General features: G+C 62.0%; 23 protein-coding genes and 1 pseudogene. 19 read left to right on the top strand and 5 right to left on the bottom strand.

What is annotated here, in order from left to right:
• Positions 1-206: 206 nt before the first annotated feature.
• Entirely contained in the window at positions 207-2,114 is a 1,908-nt protein-coding gene (locus NKI24_RS28885) for a putative bifunctional diguanylate cyclase/phosphodiesterase (RefSeq protein WP_352750057.1), read from the top strand.
• A 95-nt stretch (positions 2,115-2,209) separates the two neighbouring features.
• On the opposite strand, the gene NKI24_RS28880 is transcribed toward NKI24_RS28885, so the two are convergent.
• A complete protein-coding gene (locus NKI24_RS28880) occupies positions 2,210-2,479 on the bottom strand; it encodes a DNA -binding domain-containing protein (RefSeq protein ID WP_023722036.1) in 270 nt (89 codons plus the stop codon).
• 117 nt (positions 2,480-2,596) lie between these two features.
• On the opposite strand from NKI24_RS28880, the gene NKI24_RS28875 reads away from it, so the two are divergent.
• Both NKI24_RS28875 and NKI24_RS28870 read left to right on the top strand, forming a co-directional pair.
• Positions 2,597-2,830: a helix-turn-helix domain-containing protein gene (locus tag NKI24_RS28875; RefSeq protein ID WP_023679646.1), complete on the top strand. Its 234-nt coding sequence runs from the start codon at positions 2,597-2,599 to the stop codon at positions 2,828-2,830.
• A gap of 154 nt (positions 2,831-2,984) precedes the next feature.
• Positions 2,985-3,212: a hypothetical protein gene (locus NKI24_RS28870; protein ID WP_352750056.1), complete on the top strand. Its 228-nt coding sequence runs from the start codon at positions 2,985-2,987 to the stop codon at positions 3,210-3,212.
• Positions 3,213-3,426: 214 nt separating this feature from the next.
• Here the strand turns inward: NKI24_RS28870 and NKI24_RS28865 are convergent, their stop codons facing one another.
• Positions 3,427-3,591 (bottom strand): hypothetical protein, encoded by a 165-nt coding sequence (locus NKI24_RS28865; RefSeq protein ID WP_352624422.1) that lies wholly within the window; start codon positions 3,589-3,591, stop codon positions 3,427-3,429.
• 344 nt (positions 3,592-3,935) lie between these two features.
• On the opposite strand from NKI24_RS28865, the gene NKI24_RS28860 reads away from it, so the two are divergent.
• From NKI24_RS28860 to NKI24_RS28845, 4 genes are all read left to right on the top strand, one after another.
• Positions 3,936-4,898 carry an ArdC family protein gene (locus tag NKI24_RS28860; protein WP_352750055.1) on the top strand — a complete coding sequence of 321 codons (963 nt, stop codon included), beginning with the start codon at positions 3,936-3,938 and terminating at the stop codon, positions 4,896-4,898.
• Positions 4,899-4,949: 51 nt separating this feature from the next.
• Positions 4,950-5,096, top strand: coding sequence for a hypothetical protein (locus tag NKI24_RS28855; protein WP_352517888.1), 147 nt, complete (start codon positions 4,950-4,952; stop codon positions 5,094-5,096).
• Positions 5,097-5,110: 14 nt separating this feature from the next.
• Entirely contained in the window at positions 5,111-5,518 is a 408-nt protein-coding gene (locus NKI24_RS28850) for a DUF2958 domain-containing protein (protein ID WP_352750054.1), read from the top strand.
• A 90-nt stretch (positions 5,519-5,608) separates the two neighbouring features.
• Positions 5,609-5,899 (top strand): ParB/RepB/Spo0J family partition protein, encoded by a 291-nt coding sequence (locus tag NKI24_RS28845; protein ID WP_352750053.1) that lies wholly within the window; start codon positions 5,609-5,611, stop codon positions 5,897-5,899.
• Here NKI24_RS28845 and NKI24_RS28840 read toward each other — a convergent pair.
• The 3 genes from NKI24_RS28840 to NKI24_RS28830 all read right to left on the bottom strand — a co-directional run bounded on the left by NKI24_RS28840 (position 5,794) and on the right by NKI24_RS28830 (position 7,095).
• Positions 5,794-6,510 carry a hypothetical protein gene (locus tag NKI24_RS28840; protein ID WP_352750052.1) on the bottom strand — a complete coding sequence of 239 codons (717 nt, stop codon included), beginning with the start codon at positions 6,508-6,510 and terminating at the stop codon, positions 5,794-5,796. The genes NKI24_RS28845 and NKI24_RS28840 overlap by 106 nt on opposite strands.
• Before the next feature lie 12 nt (positions 6,511-6,522).
• Entirely contained in the window at positions 6,523-6,702 is a 180-nt protein-coding gene (locus tag NKI24_RS28835; protein WP_352642236.1) for a hypothetical protein, read from the bottom strand.
• Positions 6,703-6,843: 141 nt separating this feature from the next.
• Complete coding sequence (locus NKI24_RS28830; protein WP_352750051.1) at positions 6,844-7,095, bottom strand: hypothetical protein; 252 nt, start codon at positions 7,093-7,095, stop codon at positions 6,844-6,846.
• 4 nt (positions 7,096-7,099) lie between these two features.
• On the opposite strand from NKI24_RS28830, the gene NKI24_RS28825 reads away from it, so the two are divergent.
• The 12 genes and pseudogenes from NKI24_RS28825 to NKI24_RS28770 form a co-directional block, all read left to right on the top strand.
• A complete protein-coding gene (locus NKI24_RS28825) occupies positions 7,100-7,330 on the top strand; it encodes a hypothetical protein (protein WP_352750050.1) in 231 nt (76 codons plus the stop codon).
• 546 nt (positions 7,331-7,876) lie between these two features.
• Positions 7,877-8,200, top strand: a complete 324-nt coding sequence (locus NKI24_RS28820; RefSeq protein WP_023672372.1) for a DUF736 domain-containing protein — start codon at positions 7,877-7,879, stop codon at positions 8,198-8,200.
• Positions 8,201-8,350: 150 nt separating this feature from the next.
• On the top strand, positions 8,351-8,620 hold the full coding sequence (locus tag NKI24_RS28815; RefSeq protein WP_023800971.1) for a helix-turn-helix transcriptional regulator: 270 nt from the start codon (positions 8,351-8,353) through the stop codon (positions 8,618-8,620).
• Positions 8,617-9,165: a signal peptidase I gene (gene lepB, locus NKI24_RS28810; protein WP_352750049.1), complete on the top strand. Its 549-nt coding sequence runs from the start codon at positions 8,617-8,619 to the stop codon at positions 9,163-9,165. The genes NKI24_RS28815 and lepB overlap by 4 nt, the downstream gene beginning before the upstream one ends.
• On the top strand, positions 9,153-9,839 hold the full coding sequence (locus tag NKI24_RS28805; protein WP_352624434.1) for a lytic transglycosylase domain-containing protein: 687 nt from the start codon (positions 9,153-9,155) through the stop codon (positions 9,837-9,839). Before lepB ends, NKI24_RS28805 begins: the two co-directional genes overlap by 13 nt.
• 185 nt (positions 9,840-10,024) lie before the next feature.
• Entirely contained in the window at positions 10,025-11,995 is a 1,971-nt protein-coding gene (gene rlxS / locus NKI24_RS28800; RefSeq protein ID WP_352750048.1) for a relaxase/mobilization nuclease RlxS, read from the top strand.
• Between the two features lie 375 nt (positions 11,996-12,370).
• Positions 12,371-12,607: a multiubiquitin domain-containing protein gene (locus NKI24_RS28795; protein WP_023800975.1), complete on the top strand. Its 237-nt coding sequence runs from the start codon at positions 12,371-12,373 to the stop codon at positions 12,605-12,607.
• The gene (locus tag NKI24_RS28790; RefSeq protein WP_023800976.1) at positions 12,607-12,984 is read left to right on the top strand and encodes an E2/UBC family protein; all 378 of its coding nucleotides are present in this window, start codon (positions 12,607-12,609) and stop codon (positions 12,982-12,984) included. Before NKI24_RS28795 ends, NKI24_RS28790 begins: the two co-directional genes overlap by 1 nt.
• Positions 12,981-14,336, top strand: coding sequence for a HesA/MoeB/ThiF family protein (locus NKI24_RS28785; RefSeq protein WP_352725324.1), 1,356 nt, complete (start codon positions 12,981-12,983; stop codon positions 14,334-14,336). Before NKI24_RS28790 ends, NKI24_RS28785 begins: the two co-directional genes overlap by 4 nt.
• Complete coding sequence (locus NKI24_RS28780) at positions 14,326-15,828, top strand: phosphotransferase (RefSeq protein ID WP_352750047.1); 1,503 nt, start codon at positions 14,326-14,328, stop codon at positions 15,826-15,828. The genes NKI24_RS28785 and NKI24_RS28780 overlap by 11 nt, the downstream gene beginning before the upstream one ends.
• A 17-nt stretch (positions 15,829-15,845) precedes the next feature.
• Positions 15,846-16,394, top strand: a complete 549-nt coding sequence (locus tag NKI24_RS28775; RefSeq protein WP_352725328.1) for a ubiquitination-like system serine protease family protein — start codon at positions 15,846-15,848, stop codon at positions 16,392-16,394.
• Positions 16,395-16,630: 236 nt separating this feature from the next.
• Positions 16,631-17,530: pseudogene (locus tag NKI24_RS28770) on the top strand (IS701 family transposase); the annotation flags it as partial.
• Between the last annotated feature and the right edge of the window lie 85 nt (positions 17,531-17,615).

Below are 17,615 nucleotides of genomic sequence, written 5' to 3'. Positions count from 1 at the left end.
GTGACGTTGCCGATCCTGGGATGATTCGGATCAAGGCACGCGTGCGGGCAAGAGCTCGATGGTCAGACGGCAAGGCCAAGAGCAGACGTGCGCCCCGAAGACATGGTGAGCGCACTGGTTACCCCCGCTGGATAGTTAACCCGTCCTTCAGTGGGCCTGCGTAAGCTTGTCCTCGCGAACAACGATGGGAGCAAGCTGGTCCGTCCATGGCCCCGAAGAAAGTAGACACGCTGGAGGCCAAAATCCGTCAGGATCAGCTTGCTGACCTGAGGACCGGCCTCTTCGTGTCGATGCCGATAAGCGGTATCCTGTCAGGCCTGATTTGGGCGGTGCACGCCCTTTCTGGCAGCGGCTTTGCCGCTGCAATCTGGTTCCTGGTCGTCAATGCGATAAATGCCGCCCGCCTTGCACTCGCGCGTTATCAGCTAAAGGAAACGGGGCGCCATGACGGTTTAGTGGGGGTTTTGCCGCGGCTTCGCTGGTTTGGCATCCTTGCTCTTCTGGCAGGGTTTGCCTGGTCCTTCCTGGCCGTCCTGACTGTTGGGTACACGACACCTCAAGCACCGCTGCATCTGGTCATTCTGGCGGGCATTTCCGCTGGTGCGGTTACATACGGCAGTTCGTATGCCGCGGCGGCGACCAACTTCATCACACCTCCGCTCCTCATCACGGTGGGTTGCCTTTTGGCGAAAGGCAATTTTGAAGACTACATTCTGGCTTTTACCGTTCTGCTCTTCATGGGCGGCTTGGTTCGAGCTTCGTTTGTTGGGCAAGCACGGTTCCGCGAAGCGAGCCGCCTGAGGCATGAGGCCGAGCGGCTTGCGGCGGAGATGAAGGCCAGTTCCAGGCAGGACCACCTGACGGCCCTTCTCAACAGGCGTGGCCTCGAACACGCTATCGGACGGTTCGAGACCGCGGATAGCCCCTTCGTGGCAATGCTGATTGATCTGGACGGGTTCAAATCCGTCAACGATACCTACGGTCACAGGACCGGTGATGAACTGCTTGTCAGGATCGCCCGCCGCATAGAGGAGGAAGCACCGGAAGGCTCAACGCTCGCTCGTATCGGCGGCGATGAATTCGTGCTGTTTTTTCCCTCAACGAGGGTTTCGCTTTCTGCCAGTGATCTCGCCTCCAATATCATAGCCAAAATTGCCCGCCCCTATATCGAGGTCGCGTCCGTCCGGGTCGGGGCATCAATAGGAATATATCTGGCGGAAAGCCCGGGCCTGACCGAAATGTTGTTGCGGGCGGATATCGCCCTTTATACGGCCAAGCGTCGTGGCAGGAACGAATTTTGCCTGTTCGATGCCGAACTCGACAGGGAACTGCAACGCCGCCAGTCCGTCGAACGGGACCTTCATTCGGCGATAAAGACGAGAAGCTTGCAACCTTGGTTCCAGCCGATCGTGAAACTCGACACCGAGGCCGTGGTCGGTTTTGAAGCCTTGCTGAGGTGGTCCCATCCGACTCATGGTGCCATCTCTCCACCCGAAATCATCACAGCTGCACGCGAAACCGGTATGCTTCAGCTGCTGACGCAAACCGTATTCGCCGACTGTTGTGCTTTTATCGACGGCTTGGTGAAAGCTGACTGTCGTGATCTCCGTGTGGCGATGAATGTTTCACCGCGCGAACTGGAAGCCGGCGATATCGACGACATGGTTCTGGATGGTCTGGCGGCAAGAGCTCTGCCTGCAACAATGTTCGAGATCGAGATTACCGAAGAATCCCCGGTGGACCCGGACAGAGTGGATGAAAAGCTCGGACGGCTTTCACATGCCGGCATTTCCATCGCGCTCGATGACTTCGGCACCGGCTTTTCCACGTTGGCATCGCTCAAGGACAGTCGGATACGCAAGGTGAAAATAGACCAGGGCTTCATTCGCGGCTTGGCCAAATCCCGAGAGGACCGACTGCTTGTCAAATCGGTCATCGATCTCGGTAACATGCTCGGGATCGAGGTCATGGCCGAGGGCGTCGAAACACAGGCGGATCGGCAAACCCTGCACAAGCTTGGCTGCAGGACCGCTCAGGGCTTCCTGTTCTCGAAGGCGGTGCCTCTGAGCCAAGCACTAGAAATGGCAGTCAAACAGCACGCGAACCAGTTGTGACCGCTCCAGCCGCGCTGTCTCTCGCGGCCGTGCGCTCATGAATGGCGGGTATCTGAACTTCCTTGTTTGAAGAGCATGACAATCCGTGCTGTGCGTCAGCCGGCGAACAGTTCCTTGTAGCCAGTCGTCACCATCCAGTTCGCCCGGTCGATATGGCTGCGAAGAGCCTTGCGGGCGCGGACCGGTTCAAGGGCCGGGTCGATGCCGAGAATGAGATCAGCCATCTCCTCTTCGCTGGCATTGTCGGCGCAGGCATCCAGGATCCTCAGGTAGATCGTGAAATGCTCCCTGTCGTAGCTCGTGAGGTTCTCCGACCAGGGGACTTCGTCGCACAGAGTTGAGTTTCGAGTCTCATCTGTTCCCATTGATCGATTCATGCCTGCGAACCTCGCCTGTTGAGCGCCCGCAGCATATCCCAAAATGGGATAATCCGAAACCGGGATTAGTCGCTGATCCGGTCTTTACCCGACCGGTTCGCCTACATGCCCAAGTCTCTTCGATCGCCCCGCCACCAGCGGTTTCTGGCCCAGCTGGTTTCCCTGCGGAAGGCCAAAGGCCTGACTCAGGCGCAGGTGGCCGAGAAGCTTGATCGTCCCCAATCCTTCGTGGCCAAGTACGAGGGTGGAGAGCGTCGTCTCGACGTCATCGAGTTTCTCGACTTAACTGCGGCGCTTGACGCTGATCCGTGCGAGATTCTGTCCAGCCTGCGATCCTAACGGGCGCCCGCGCGCCTAACGGCTCGCGCCGGTGCTGTGAACCGAGCGCGCTTTTCTTCGGCAAGCTGCCATTCCGCTGCGGGTGGGTCTTTACCAGGCCATGCCGATATAGGATGATAATCCTAGGTGGGGCGATTCCTCAACGGAGATCGCAATGGCTAGGACCAAACTTTGCAAGCAGCTTTCACAGGCTGAAATCGAGCGCTTTCTGGCGGAGGCGGAACGGCTGCGCAAGAGCATCGTCCAGCCGCTTCTATCACCTAGCAGCAACCATTACCGGGCTCTCCAACGCACCCATGAAGCGCTGTTAAAGACGGTGAAGGATATCACGGGTAAGGATGCGCCGTTCATTCAATGGTTCGGAACAGGACCGGTGAATTAGACCCGACTTGTAGACTCCAGGCCGCAAACGTCGCATTCTCTCTTCGGAGGGAAGGGCGTGGGCAATCATAGCTATCAAAGCAACTCCTGGCTGGCTTTCTTGCCTTCGAATCGACCCTGCCGTTGTCGGCTGCAACATCAAAGCCAATATAAGCCACAAACGGGCGAGCGCGTCTATCATGATCCCGGTCAGGAATATTACTGGGACACGCGCCTCAACCTGTTGAAAGGCGAGCGCTGGTTTTGTTCGGAGGAAGCCGCGCCACGGCGGCGATGTCGTCGAGTTTCTCGACGTAACTGCGGCGCTTGACGATGATCCGTGCGAAAAATCTGTCCGGCCTGCCGTCCTGGCGGGCGCCCGCGCGCCTGACGACGCGCACCAGGTGCTCGTGAACCGAGCCCGCTTTTCTTCGGCAAGCTCAGGCGGTCTCGGCCATTCGGCTTCGCCCCTTGGCGTGGGCAGCCCTTCGGGCTGTGACGGCCGCCGCCCTTGCGGGCGGCGCGGTTTGTCTGTTGGCCTTTCCCGGTGGCGCGGGGTGGGCGGCACTCCCTTCTAGGCCCGCCGCGGCAGCCCGCAACCCTTCGCGTGCCGCTCAGGGTCCTCCTCTTCGTTCCGGTCCTTCGGATGCGGTCCGCCTCCCACGGCGGGCCTTTCCGGTCGCGACTCGCCGCCCACCTCGCTTCCGGGGAAAGGCGCGGCGATTGGCGAGCGGAGGATGAGACGATGCATGCAAACAGCAAGCGTACCGCCAGCGGAGAGGCTGGCGCAGGCAAGGGCGGGCGCCCCGGCGCCAGCCTTTATCAGGAGATCACCGACCGCATCATTGCCGAGCTGGAGCGCGGCACCGTGCCATGGGTCAAGCCATGGGGCAGCGCAAAGGCAGGCCTTGGCCTGCCGAGGAATGCGTCCACGGGGCGCACCTATTCCGGCATCAATATCCTCATCCTGTGGGGCGCGGTCATCGAGCGCAGCTATCCCAGCCAGAACTGGCTCACCTTCCGGCAAGCGCTCGTCCTTGGCGGCAATGTCAGGAAGGGCGAGCGCGGCACGACCATCGTGCATGCCGACCGCTTTGTCCCCAAGGGCGAGAAGGAGCGCGCACGCCACGAGGGCGATGAACCACAGGCCGTGCCTTTTTTGAAGCGCTTCACCGTCTTCAATGTCGCGCAGTGCGATAATCTTCCGGAACACCTCTATGCCGCCGCCGAGCCGCTGCCTCAGTGCGAGATCGTGCCGCAGGCCGAGACGCTCATTCGCGCCAGCGATGCGGATTTCAGGGTCGGCGGCGATCGCGCTTTCTACATGCCGGGCAGCGACCACATTCAGGTGCCGCCGCAGCCGGCGTTCCATCAGCAGATCGACTATTACCGGACCTGCTTTCACGAGCTTGGCCACTGGACCGGCCACCCGACGCGGCTTGCTCGCGACCTCTCCGGCTCGTTCGGCTCCAAGGCCTACGCGCGTGAAGAATTGGTCGCCGAAATCACTGCCGCCTTCGCCTGCAGCAATCTCGGTATCGAGCCGACCGTGCGTCATGCCGATTACATCGGCTCATGGCTGAAGGTGCTGCGCGAGGACAACCGCGCCATCTTCCGTGCCGCCAGTCTTGCCTCCAAGGCCGCCGATTTCCTGTTTGGCCTTCAGGCCGATGCCGAAGGCGAGGCGCAGGAAGGGATTGCGGCATGACGATGCGCGATCCTCAACTGACCGCGACCGAGCCGACGCCAAGGCGAGCAGATGCTCATTCCCGGTGTCCGGCCGATCACCACGCGCGATCGGCTCACCCTCCTGATGGACGCGCCGATGTGTCCGCGCGCGGCGCAAAAGCCGCTCGATATCGGCCTTTTCGATGAAGCCAGCAGAAATCAACTCGACCTGTTCTGACAAGGAGTCTTTCCATGATCCTGATCACCGATCCACTGCGCGCACGACTGCTCGCCAATGGCGCCGCCGACGCCGACATCGACCATTTTCCCGTTGTGAAACTGTTTAATCCGACAGGTGCCGCCACGTGGCTTTTGACCGAACTCGACGCCGATGGCGACACGCTGTTCGGCCTTTGCGATCTCGGCTTCGGCTTCCCCGAACTCGGCAGCGTCAGTCTGGCCGAGCTTGCATCCCTAAAAGGTCCGCTTGGCCTCGGCATAGAGCGCGACCTGCATTTCCAGGCGCGCTTTACGCTCTCCGTCTATGCCGAAGCCGCCCGCATTTGCGGCCACATCACCGAGGCCGAGCGACTTCTGCGGCAGGCAGCAGACGCCCTTTCAAAGCCCCATTCCGAGCTTCCGCCCGACACGGCGGAATAGCAGCGCCGATAGGCGCAAAAACCGTCCCGCCGCGCCGGCCGTCGGCCTCTGCGGCGGGGACAACCTTAACCAAAGCGAAGGAGAGTAACCATGCAGCTTGCCCACATCCCCTTGGATCAGCTCAACATTTCCGCGCTCAACATGCGCCGTGGAAAACGCGCGCCCGACATATCCGACATCCTGCCATCCGTGCGTGCGCGCGGCGTGCTGGTGCCTCTCCTTCTGCGGCCCAATGGCCAGCCGGAAACCTTCGAGATCGTCGCCGGCAGGCGGCGCTATTTCGCCGCCAAATCGCTTGCGACGAGCGCGGCGAAGGCGATCCCTTGCCCTGCGCCATCATGGAGGACGGTGACGACGCCGATGCGCTGGAAGCCTCGCTGATCGAAAACCTCGCCCGCCTCGATCCTGACGAAGTATCGCAATGGGAGACGTTTTCGCGGCTCGTCAGGCAAGGCCGCACCGTTCCGGACATCGCTGCGACCTTCGGCATCACTGACCTGAAGGTCAAACGCATTCTGGCGCTTGGCTACCTCTTGCCCAAAATCCGCGAAGCCTATCGGCGCGAGGAGATCGACGCCGAGACGGTGCGCCATCTCACCATGGCGTCCAAGGCGCAGCAGAAGGACTGGCTGGCACTCTGTGCCGATCCCGATCAATACGCGCCGCGTGGCTTTCAATTGAAGCAATGGCTGTTCGGCGGCCAGTCGATTTCCACCAAGGTGGCGCTGTTTGCCATCGACGAATATCCCGGCCTGATCACCTCGGACCTGTTCGGCGAGGACAGCTATTTCGCCGATGCCGACCTGTTCTGGCAAAAGCAGAACGAAGCGATTGCCGCCAGACGCGACACCTATCTTAACGACGGCTGGAGCGAGGTGGTGCTGCTGGAGCCGGGCCAATATTTCCACGCATCGGACCACGAGAAGACCCCGAAGAAGAAGGGCGGCAAGGTCGTCATCACTGTCTCGCATCGCGGCGAGGTTGAGTGTCACGAGGGCTGGCTGTCACGCAAGGAAGCGCGCCGCGCCCGCGAGGGCGGCGAGCAAGAAGAAACAGCCGCCAAGCCGCCGCGCCCCGAACTCACCGGCCCGATGCAGAACTATGTCGATCTGCATCGCCATGCTGGCGTGCGCGCGGCCATGCTCGACCATCCCGCCGTGGCGCTGCGCCTCGTGGTGGCGCACGCCATCACCGGTTCCGGCCTGTGGCAGGTGCGCCGTGAACCGCAGCGAGGAGCCAACGAGACGGTGACTGCCAGCCTTGCCGGCTGCAAGGCTGAAGCCGCATTCGGCAAAAAGCGGCGCGAAGTGTTGGCCCTGCTCGGATCACCGGATGAGGATGGCGTGGTCGCCGGCGGCAATGGCGACGCCTTTGCTATCGCCGGCGTCTTCGCGCGCCTCTTGGCGCTGTGCGACGACGATGTCATGCGCGTTCTCACCCTTGTCATGGCCGAGAAGCTTGCAGCCGGCAGCGCCGTCATCGAGGGGCTCGGCAACCATCTGAACGTCGATATGGGCACATGGTGGCAACCGGACGATGCCTTCTTCGACCTCTTGCGCGATAAGGAAAATCGCCAATTCGATGCTGGCCGAGGTCGGCGGCAAGCTGGTCGCGGACGGCAATGTCGCCGAGAAGGTCAAGACGCAAAAGAAGATCATCCGCGACTTCCTGGCGGGCGAGAATGGCCGCCAGAAGGTCGAGACATGGCTGCCGCGCTGGATGAAATTCCCCGCCGAAAGCTACACCAGCCGCGGCGGTTTCCGCACCGCCGATCAGTGGGCACAAGTGCAGCCGCTGTTCGCGCGCGAATAGTCGATCAGGGCCCGAGCGGCGGTTCTCTCGAGTGCCGCCGCTCAGGTCGCGCGCGCCGCCCCGGGCCGCGCCGGCTGCCGATTGGTCGTCTTGTCGAGCCAGTGCCGCGCGCGAGAAATCCCGACGCCAACTCGCCCCCATTTGGGCAGCCCTGCACCGCGCCGGGTTGCTTGCCGAGGCGCCCAGGCGCATGGGGCCAATTGTCCGATCGGGTTGCCGACAGAGCCCGCGCAGCCGGCGCCCTGTTATGCCGCCTGCTCGTTGTGCCGCCGATCGCGCCACCTGTCTCCATGTGTCTCAGGGACCATTCCCCTGCGGCTGGCTTGACGACCTATGGGCGGATCCGGCCCGCCCGAAACCCTCGCCAGCAGCTTTTTTCCCCGCCGCCTGCGGCGGCTTCCTCGCGCCGCTTCGCTTCAAAAAAGCTGTCCGCTCGGGTCCTCCGCTATCGCTGCGGCCGTCCCGGTTCCGGCGGTCCGGACGCGCCCATCACGGTCCGCCATCGCAGGGGAATGGTCCCCGGCGAGCACCAAAAGGAGACTAAAAATGACCGCGATCGGATACGTCACCAAACAGGAAAACGGCGGCTACAAGGGCCAGCTCAAGACGCTCAGCGTCCGCGCCGACATCGACATCGTGCCCAATCAGGCAAAGAGCGCCGACACCCATCCCGACTTTCGGGTGCTGACGCAAGGGGTCGAAGTAGGGGCCGGCTGGATCCGCACCGGCGAGACCTCCGGCAAGGACTATGTGAGCCTGTCGATTGCCGCCCCGGAGTTCGGTCCGCGCAAGCTCTACGCCAATCTCGGCCGCGCCGCCGGCCAGGATGACGACGACACATACGCCATCATCTGGAACCCGGTCGACTGAACCGCCAGCCTCGAGCCCCGCCCCGCAACCCGCGCGGGGCTCTTTCGGGAGGGGGCGGCGAAAACTCGCCCCCCACTCTTCGCCCGTCCCCGAAACGATCTCGCTCGCCGATCCTCGCCTTCGCTTGTCCGTAACGAAACGAGGACCATCATGGACGACGAAAACGAACGCGCGGCCCGCGCGAAGAAGGGCAGTCCGTTTCTCAACACCGCGCAGGCCGCCTTCTATATCGGGCTGTCCCAGCGCACGCTGGAGAAGATGCGGCTCAAAGGCGGTGGCCCGCAATTCCGCAAGCACGGCCGCTATGTTCGGTATCACATCGACGAGCTCGACGACTGGTCGAAGGGGCGCGCGCAGGAGACCAGGCCCGAGGATGGCGGGCACGATTCCGGCTCGGCCGGTGAGGGAGGCCGCTCATGAGCCGGCGTCCCACTATCCGTTTGATCGGCAGCCATCTGCAACGCATTCGGGCGCGCAAGACGATCGCCGTGGCCAGTATAGGCCTCAGCCTGATCGGCTTCGCCGCTTTCGACAACCCATCGCCCTGGCTGGTCTGGAACGCCTCGGCCAGTGCGCCGGTCGGCCTTTATCGCGTCGCGTCCGGATCGCCGGCTCGTGGCGATCTCGTGCTCGTCCGCCCGCCAAAACCGGTCGCCGATCTCGCCGCCGAACGCTTCTATCTGCCCAGCAACGTGCCGCTGGTCAAGCGCCTTGCCGCGCTGCCTGGCGAGCATGTCTGCGCCTTCGGCGACGCCATCATCATCGGCGGCGAAATTGTCGCGCGCCGGCTGGCAACCGACACGCAGCACCGTCCGCTGCCTTGGTGGAATGCCTGCCGCAAGCTCGCCGCCGCCGAGGTTTTCCTGCTCGGCAACGATAGAAACCGCTCCTTCGACAGCCGCTATTTCGGGCCGGTGCCGGCCGAAAATATTGCCGGGAGGCTCGTGCCGCTATGGACCGAGTAACCCTCCTGATGCTGGGCATGGTCGCGATAGCGCCATGCGCATGTTCCGCCGCGACCGACGCTCAGCCGGCCGCCATCTCCCGTGGTCCGCAGCTGGCAAGATGGCAGCCCTTGGTAGCCGAAGCAAGCCGGCGTTTCAGCATTCCACAGCCCTGGATTTATGCCGTCATGGATGCCGAAAGCCGGGGGCAGACAATGCTGGACGGACGGCCGATCGCCTCACACGCCGGCGCCATTGGCCTCATGCAGGTGATGCCCGGCACCTACGAGGAGATGCGCGCAGAGCTTGGCCTGGGGGCCGATCCGCACGACCCTCGCGACAACATTCTGGCAGGCACTGCCTATCTGCGCGCCATGTATGACCGCTTCGGCTTTCCCGGCCTGTTTGCCGCCTATAACGCTGGGCCGGACCGCTACGAACAGCATTTGCAGCGTGGGCGACCGCTGCCCAGCGAGACGGTTTCGTATCTGGAAGAGCTCAAGGCTGCGGGGATTTCGGCCGCCGACATGGACGCGTTCACCGGCAAATCCCGTTCCGGAAAAGCGCCGGAAATCCCGTCCGGGCAGTCGCTGTTTTTCCTGCGAAACGGTGTTTCCGCGACCGATCCGAATGGCCAAATTGTGGTGCCGCTCGGATCGGAGCGAGCAAGGTCAGGCCGGCCGGATCGCAGGTGAGGGCAGGGGTACCGTGGGTCGGGCGGGGCAGGGATGCAGGTCCGCGGAAGGCAAGATAAAGGCATCGCCTCCTGGAGGCGGCGAAGTCTTTGTCTGCACATCGTTTTTCACGGAGGCTGCCTTCAGCGTCAGGAGAGCTGCTGCCGACAAACCTCTGATTTTGCTTAAGATTACTAGGAGGCTCAATGCAGGATGAAGAGTTCAAGCCGAGCCTGGGCAAAATCGCATCGCGCGGCTCGAAGGCAGGCAAGCGTTTCGCCGGCCAGATCCGCGCCGCGATCAACCGAGCCGGCGGCGGCAGCGGTCGCCGTGGCCGCTTCATCGGAAGCCGGGCGGGGCGCGGCGGGGCTGCTGCCGCCGTTCTCAGAGCGCGCGACCGCCACGCGGCGTTTCGGCAGCGGCGCGCCGTCGTCAAGGCGCGTATCGTCAAGCTGGCCGGCAAGGGTGTTGACGGGGCACGTGCACACCTTCGCTACCTCCAGCGCGACGGCGTCACCCGGGAAGGGGAGCATGGCGAGCTCTATAGCGCCGACAGCGACCGCGTCGATGGCAAGGCCTTTATCGATCGTGCCGATGGCGACCGGCATCAGTTCCGCTTCATCGTCGCCCCTGAAGACGGCATCGAGTATGATGACCTGAAGCCGCTCACGCGGCGTCTCATGGCGCAGATGGAAGAAGACCTCGGCACCAGGCTCGACTGGGTGGCCGTCGATCATTTCAACACTGGTCATCCGCATACCCATATTATCGTCCGCGGCAGGGACGACCGCGGCGAAAACCTCGTCATCGCGCGGGACTACATCTCGTCTGGAATCCGTGAACGGGCGGCCGAGCTGGTCAGCCTCGACCTTGGCCCGAGAACGGACCGCGAGATCGAGCAACGCCTGCGCCAGGAAATGGAGCGGGAACGCTTCACCAGCATCGATCGGCAGCTGCTCCGCATGCGCGACCATGAGGGGCATGTCTCATCGGCCAGCCGAGACACGTTTCGCCAGACGCTGCACCAGGGCCGCCTGCGCAAGCTCGAGCGGATGGGTCTGGCTGAGGAAGTCGGCTCGGGCCGCTGGCGCCTTGATGGCGAGCTTGAAGCGACGCTGCGCCGCATCGGCGAGCGGGGCGACATCATCAAGACCATGCACCGCGAACTGACCGGCAAGGGGCTCGCCCGCAGTGCCGCCGACTATGTTGTCCATGATCGATCTGCAGAGCAGATGCAGCCTGTCGTCGGCCGCATCGTTGCGCGCGGCCTGGCCGACGAAATCAATGACCGCCATTACCTCGTCGTCGACGGCGTGGACGGCAAAAGCCACTATGTCGATATCGGCAAAGGCGAGGCCACCCAACCGGCGCCAGAGGGCTGCATAGTGCGGGTCACGCCGAGGGACGCCGGGCCAAGGCAAGTCGACCGCACAATTGCCGAGATCGCCACGGCCCATGACGGGCGCTACAGCATCGATATCCATCTCAAGCATGACCCGTCGGCCACCGAACGCTTTGCCGAAACGCACGTGCGGCGACTGGAGGCGATCCGCCGGGCGACCGGTGGTGTCGAGCGCGAGCCGGACGGTACATGGACTATCGCGCCGGACCATCTCGACCGCGTCGCGGGCTACGAGCGTCAGCGAGCGAGGGCCGAGCCGGTTGTCGTCGACAAGCTCTCATCAATGCTGCTGGAGAGCCAAGTCAGCTTCGACGGCGCCACCTGGCTCGATCGAGAGCTGGTTTCCGACACACCGGAGGCCTTGCACAGCTCTGGTTTCGGCCGCGATGTCCGAGAGGCGCAAGGCCGCCGACGGCAGTGGCTGATTGCGCAAGGTCTTGCTCGGGAAGAGCAGGATCGGGTCATCTATCGCGCGAACATGCTTTCGATGCTGCGCCAACGCGAGTTGAACCGCGTGGCCGGCCAGTTGTCGAACGAACTCGGTCTGCCCTATTCTGAAGCCCAGAGTGGAGATCGAATAGAAGGCACGCTCCGCCGCTCCGTCGAGCTCGCCGGCGGAAAATACGCTGTCATCGAGAAATCGCGCGAGTTCACGCTGGTGCCATGGCGGCCGGTGCTTGAGCATCATATCGGCAAGGAGGTTTCCGGCGTCGTGCGTGCAGAGGGGATTTCATGGACGATCGGACGGGAAAGGAGCGGGCCTGGCGTTTCGTGAAGGCCGCAGCGGCACCAAATACGCTGGTCAAACATAACTAAGGCGACCGCCCGCAGACGCACGATCGCCCATCGCGTGTGATACGATCGCGGTCCCTTGTTGAACTCGAGAGGGCCGGGCGCAAGGAAGCCTCGCAGGCGTGCGAATGCCGGACCGGATTTGAATGCCGTGGCAGCATCATTCTCAACGAAATGAGGGTGAAAAAATGTGGCGCTGTTCCTACATAGCAGGTGTCAATGCGGGGTGCTCGTCGGCGGTGGGGGATCTTGATTCCGCCTTCTGCGATCACTCCTTTCACGATAAAAGCGAGGCAGCGGCTCTGATTCTCTTTGAATGCCGAGGCTGCTCTTTCGGGTTCATTTTGCAGAGGGAACAATGGCCAAAGAAGATCATCCGAAATTTTCCATCAATATTGATGGGGTCCATATCGAAGCGACAAGCGAAAGCATGACCGGTGCGGAGCTGAAGCAGCTCGCCGCCAAGGACCAGCAATATCAGTTGTTCCTCGAGGGGCACGGCCATGATGCCGATCGGCAGATTGGGGACAATGAGGCTGTTACGCTCAAGAACGGAATGCACTTCTACACTGTTCCTCCGGCGACGTTTGGCTAATGTCGATCCTCGAACGTCACTTCCAGGATATCAGCAAAAAGCACCCTAACGCGACCCTTGAGCTCCAGTCCGGAGGTACGGCAGTGGTCAGCATGCCGGCTGTGCAACTTCCAAAGGGCTGGAACCGCGCCGAGGTTGGCATAAAGTTCGTGGTGCCTGCGGGCTATCCGCAGGCTGCGCCCGATTGCTTCTGGGCCGAGCCGGCGCTCGCCCTCGAACACGGTGGAACCCCACAAAACACAGGGCAACAGGCCACCCCGGGAGTTCCCTCGGAGTGGCTGTGGTTTTCCTGGCATCCGTCTACCTGGAAGCCCAACAGCGACAATCTGCTTACCTATTTGAATGTGATCCGGCGGCGGCTGGGCGAGGCGCGATGAACCGTCTGATGTTCCGGGGTGGAGAATGGACGGCTCTTCGAGATGACCTTATCGCGCCTGCCCCCCTTGAATCTGCTGCTGCGTTGATCGTTGGCGGTGGTCGTTTCGAAGGCGGGATGAGGTTGATCGTTAGAGAGATCATTCGCCCGGCTCCGGACGACTATATCGCCCGCAGCCCGATAGAAGTCTCATTGACTCCCATGTTCCTGTCGCGCGTGCTCAAACGCGCGCGTCTGGAGCGAGCGGGCGTAATTCTTGCGCATTCGCATCCTGTGCAACGCAGACTGGCGTTCTCATCGGTCGACGACGCAGCGCAGCAACTCTTGGCTCCGGTGCTGCATTTTCGGTGCCCGCAAGGGCCGCATGGATTCCTGATCGCCGGGCCGACGGGATTTCGTGGCCGCCTCTTCGATATCAAAGGCGAGACCACATTCACCATCGATCGGATTCAGGAAATCGGGCGCAGTGTTCGATCTTACCCAACTGAGACTGACGCGGAAGATCCGGCCCCATTGCCGGAAGTGTTCGACCGCAATGTGCGAGCATTCGGCGCCGCAGGGCAGCGAATCCTCAACGATCTCACCGTGGCGGTCGTCGGCGTAGGCGGCACCGGTTCAGTGGTCGTCGAGGAACTCGCCCGGCTGGGCGTTGGTCGGCTGCACTTGATTGATCCTGAACAGGTCGAGCGAACCAACCTCAACCGATTGATGGGGGCCGAGCAGAAGGACGTTGACCGACCAAAGGTCGCAGTGGCCTCCGAAGCGTCGCAACGCGCGAAACGCGACATTGAGGTTATGACCTTACCGGAATCCGTTATTGACGAGCCCGTGGCCAGGACGTTGCTCGACGGCGATTTTGTCATGTGTTGCACGGATTCGCACGGCAGCCGCGCCGTCCTCAATCAGATCGCCTATCAGTATCGTTTGCCAATGATCGACGTTGGAGTGCGCATCGACGCCCGGGAGGGTGTCGTCGCCGCGATGTCGACTAGGGTCCAAATGCTTGCCGAGTCGCTGGCCTGCCTTAACTGCCATTCCCTTCTCGATCCCGCCGCAGTGAGACGCGATCTTCTCGCCGATTCACGCTCCGATCCGTATTTCGTCGGCCATTTCGAGCCGCAGCCGGCCGTGATCTCCCTTAACGCAGCAACCTCTTCCATGGCCGTCTCGATGTTCCTTTCGGCAGTGACCGGGTTCCCTGGGGAGGCGCGGCATCTTATTGGGCGGCCCATTGAAGGATCGGTGCGGCCTGTCAGTTCAAGGTCAGATCCGACCTGCGTTGTATGTGCTCAGGACAATGCCCTGGCCAAAGGAGACAGTTGGCCCATGATTTGGCGCCAACATGAAAGCTGAAGAGCGCACGACCGTTTTGGTTGACGGAGGTACCGTGAACCCGACGCCTTTCTCCGCCCGCCAACTTGCCGTGAAGCCGCTCGTGTCGCTTTCTGATCTTGATGACGGAGGCGCCCGGGCGTTGATCGTGCTGGCCGGTGCCCTTCCGTCGGACGAGGGCCGATTGGATTTGGTCAAGCGTCTTCGACGCCTCGCCGCTTCGTCCGCACAGCGCGGCATACTCGTCATTGTCGTTACGAAACGGGGCGAGGAAGCGATTGGACAGGCGGTGGCGCGTTCAGGCGCAGGCGTGTTGGCGCAGTGGCAAGAGCATACTGGTGTGGTGCTGCGGCAGCTCGCAGTGCTTCCAGACTCTGACTGGGATAACATTGCCGAGACCTGCGCACGATGCCGGTGCGGCCCTTCCCTGAACAGCAGCCTGGCGATCCGCGACAAAAATGGGAATGAGCTGCCGACGCCTCTGCTACCCGAACTGAAGCTTCTGTTCCGTCGCGCGTTTCACGACTACTCGGGCATCCTTATTTCCGAGGAGAATGGTGGCAAATCTTCTTCGTCCGTCTGGAAGGTCGAGACGGAAGGCCTGGAGCAGCACACACCTTTCATCGTCAAGTCAGGCCCCGCGGCGGTGATGGAAGAACACATTAACACGTACAGGGACGTGGTCGCTGACCGCGTGCCATATCGCGGATGCGCCCCTTTGTGCCTGGATCGTTGCGTTGTGGGATCTGAGCACCAGCTTGCGGTCTCCCGCTTCGTCGAGAATGCCGTCCGCCTGGACAAGGTTGTGATCAACCGCGATGTGAAAGAGGTCATCCAGGCGATCTATCGAACTGTGTTGGGTCGTTGGCGAAAAGACCCCGAAAGAAAGAGACTAGACCTTCTGCAGGAGTTTCTACCTGCGGCACGGCATGACGCATATCTAAAAGGCCTTGAGCGCACCTACGACAAATTGACCAAGGACAGCTACGCTGGCGCTTCGCCACGAAGCTTTTTTGTTCGTCTCGCTGGACTGCAGGCTGAGGAGCATCCGGTGTGTCGAGCTCACGACGACCTCAATTTGCGCAACGTGTTCGTCTGCGGCGGCGATGCGGAAGCGGTTCTGATCGACTTCACGCGGGCAGCTCGACGTCCTTTGTCCCACGACGTCGCCCGGTTGGAAATCGGGCTTGCGTTCGACGCGGAGTTGCAGGCTGATCAACCGCTGCCCGAACAAGTGCTCGAAGATTTTTACTCCAGAGATCTCTTCGCTATGTCGCTTAAACATCTCCTGCAAGGCAAAAAGGCCCAGTATCGGCTCAACGCGATCGTGGCGTTGCGTACGACCATCCTCGAGGAAGGTCAGTCCCATTCGTTCGATCTGAGGCGCGAGTATACAATCGCGATCTGCGTCGGGCTGCTCTATTATGCCAAAGGCAAAAGCCCGGATGCGGCCATTGCTTACAAGTGCGCGGTGGACCTTCTGGATCGCGTGACAAATCCTTCGCTTTGGTAGGTCGGGAGTTCGGTTGGGTGCTCAAGAAAACGCACGCGGTACAGTTCAAGGGCAGGGTTGAACGTCAGTCCGAAGCCATCGAGCAGGTGGATAACCCGGGAGACGTTTCACTTGTGGAGCGCGGAGCTCCGCGGTCCCTTGTCATGAGATGCCCCGATGGATGCGGAGACATACTGACGGTTAACCTCGACCGTCGTGCCGGGCCGGCCTGGCGCCTTTATCAACGCGAGGGCGGGTTGACCCTTTTCCCTTCTGTGTGGCGAGACACTGGATGCGGGGCACACTTCATCGTCTGGGACAACGTCATCCATTGGACCAACGATGCCTGGATCCTGCGGCCCAATTCATCACTCGAACGTGCTGTCGAAGGTCGACTCAGTGACGAGCTGGCGAGCTTCGTTGATATTGCGGCAGCGGTGGATGAAGTGCCTTGGTCGGTTCTCGACGCATGCCGGTCATTGGTCAAGTCGGGGATCGCTGTCGAAGGAACCGGCGCCGAGCGGTCCAGCTTCCGCCTGGCGAGTGATAGCGTCCAAACCTCACGGGCCAGGAAAAGGCATTGGTAATCAGCCGCGCGACCGGCGGCCTAGAGCGAGCATCTCAGCAGCGTGGCGAACCCTCGATCGTCAGCTTGCCAAGGCTGAACCTGTGATCGTCTGCAAGTTATCTTCAGGACCGCTGGAGGTAGATCAGCTCGCGGCGGCGCTTGATAGCCACCATGTGCAAGCAAGTCCCGGGCGTTGTGCAGTGAGAGGGTATCCACGAAATGCTTGGTCCGCTTCTCTGCCGGCCGATGGTCCATGAGGATGGTGTCCTGATCGTCGACGAGACGGGATTTGTGAAGAAGGGCGATCGTTCCGCCGGTGTCGCGCGTCAGTACTCGGGAACGGCGGGGCGGATCGAGAACAGCCAGGTCGGCGTGTTCTTGGCTTACGCGAGCCGCTACGGCCAAGCGCTGGTCGATCGTCGCCTTTATCTGCCGGAGAGCTGGACAAGGGATCGGGCGCGATGTGCCAGAGCGTCGATCCCGGAGATGGTCGAGTTTGCGACCAAGCCAAAGATGGCGCGCGCCATGGTCGAGGCGGCGCTCGATGCCGGCGTCCCGTGCGCTTACGTTCTGGGCGACGCTGTCTACGGGGCGGACAGCAGCCTTCGCCGGATGCTGGAAGCTCGCGAGCAGCCCTATGTCTTGGCGGTTCGAGGCGCTCACTTCATGCGCCGGGGAGGGGATCGTCTGTTTGAGGAAACCTCGCCCGAGGAACTGGCCAGCGAGTTCGAGCCCGACGACTGGGCCTGTCATGCGGCAGGTGAAGGCGCCAAAGGCCCTCGGCTCTACGACTGGGCACGCATCCGCCGCCCTTGGACGTCAAAAGGCGGCTTCGAGCATTGGCTTCTCGTCCGCCGCAAGCGATCGACATCCGGAGAAAAAGCCTACTACCTGGTCTTCGCCCCGCCCGGTTCCTCCTTGGCCGAATTGGCGGCAGTGGCCGGCCTGCGCTGGGCGATCGAGGAGTGCTTTGAGCGCGCCAAGGATGATCTCGGACTTGATCATTGCGAGGCTCGGTCCTGGCACGGATGGCATCGCCACATGAGCCTGTGCATGGCCGCCCTGGCATTCCTCTCGAAGCTATCGGCTGATCTTCGCCGCAGCGCATGGAGCAAACCGAACGAAACGAGTCCAAAGGAGCCAATCGCCGCCTGATCCGGATGGCTGCGCTCGTCCCGAGCGTCCCCGAGATCCGCTATCTCCTCGCCCGGATCCTCATCTTCCCACCGACACAAAAGCC

It is taken from the genome of Mesorhizobium sp. M0701 (assembly GCF_040320365.1).
In the GTDB taxonomy this organism is placed as follows: Bacteria; Pseudomonadota; Alphaproteobacteria; order Rhizobiales; family Rhizobiaceae; genus Mesorhizobium.
Note: the sequence above shows the minus strand (reverse complement) of the source record. Positions and strands in the feature narration are given on the sequence as shown.